Annotated in this window: 1 protein-coding gene and 1 pseudogene; both read left to right on the forward strand. The window is 75.5% G+C overall.

Features of this window, described 5'->3' with window-relative positions; genetic code table 11:
* A pseudogene (locus tag AB0P24_RS47875) lies at nucleotides 1-111 on the forward strand (hydrolase); the annotation flags it as partial.
* Between the two features lie 136 nt (nucleotides 112-247).
* Nucleotides 248-1,075 (forward strand): DMT family transporter, encoded by an 828-nt coding sequence (locus AB0P24_RS47880; protein ID WP_365805790.1) that lies wholly within the window; start codon nucleotides 248-250, stop codon nucleotides 1,073-1,075.
* The last annotated feature ends 295 nt before the right edge of the window (nucleotides 1,076-1,370 follow it).

A 1,370-nucleotide genomic window follows, 5' to 3' on the forward strand; every position in this document is an offset into this window, starting at 1 on the left:
ATCGACGACGGCACCGGCCAGTCCGGCAACACGCTGTACGACGGCTGGAACGACAGCGGCGCCACCAACGCCGCCCTCGCCCTCAACGCCACCGCCTGGCTGGCCGGCGCCAGCTGACACCCGAGGAGCCCACGCGCACGGGGGCGCAAGGGGAAGGAGCGGGTCCGGGTCACCCCGGGCCCGCTTCTTACTTTTCTCCCGGTCACCGCACGCTCCCCTCCCCTACAGTCCCTCTGTGCTCTTCGGAATGGTGTGCGCCCTCGCGGCCGCGATCTGCTTCGGTACGGCGACGGTCCTCCAGGCGGTGGCCGCGCGGGCGGCCGGTGACGGCGCGGGCGGGGAGGCCGCGCTGCTGCTGCGGGCCGTGCGGCAGTGGCGTTATGTCGTCGGGCTCGGGCTGGACGGGCTCGGGTTCGTGTTCCAGATCCTCGCGCTGCGGTCGCTGCCCATCTACGCGGTGAGCGCGGCCCTGGCCTCCTCGCTCGCGGTGACCGCGGTGGTCGCGGCGCGGCTGCTGCGGGTGCGGCTGAGCGGGGTGGAGTGGGCCGCGGTGGCGGTGGTGTGCGCGGGGCTCGCGATGCTGGGGCTGGCGTCGGGTCCCGAGGGAGACCGGGCCGGGTCGGCGACGTTGAAGTGGGTGATGCTGGGGACGGCCGCGGGGGTCCTGCTGCTCGGCCTGGCCGGCGGGCGGCTGACCGGGCGGGGGCGGGCCCTGGTGCTCGGTCTCGGGGCGGGGTTCGGGTTCGGGGTGGTGGAGGTGTCGGTACGGCTGATCGACACCCTGCGGCCGGCCGAGCTGCTCACCAACCCCGCGGTCTACGCGCTGCTGATCGGTGGCGGCGCCGCCTTCATGCTGCTGACGTCGGCCCTGCAACGCGGCTCCGTGACCACGGCGACGGCCGGCATGGTCATCGGCGAGACGATCGGCCCGGCGGCGGTGGGGGTCGTATGGCTCGGCGACCGGACCCGCGAGGGGATGTCCTGGCTCGCGGTGCTCGGCTTCGCGGTGGCCGTGGCGGGAGCCCTGGCCCTGGGCCGGTTCGGGGAGGCGCCGGTCACCGCCGAGGAGGGGTGAGCGGCCTGCTCGCACGCGCGGGGCGTCGGTCGGTCACGGCGTCGCGGGTGCGCCGGCAGGGGCGCCTCGCCGTCGTCTCGCTCTGGGGAGCCGCCTCGACGTGCCGGGTTTCCCGGCGCGCCGGACTGGCTGGCGGGCCGGGCTGGCCGGCGGGCATGCCCGGGGCCGTTTCAAAGACCGGCGCGGCCGTCGAGGTGTCCGTTCGCCGCGTCCCCTTCCGGTGAGCGGGTCCCGTCCCTGTCGCTGGAGCTGTTGGCGTGGATCGTGGAGAGCGACCCGTCGTTGCCCTGCGACA

Source organism: Streptomyces sp. NPDC086519, from assembly GCF_040686075.1.
Classification (GTDB): Bacteria; Actinomycetota; Actinomycetes; order Streptomycetales; family Streptomycetaceae; genus Streptomyces; species Streptomyces shenzhenensis.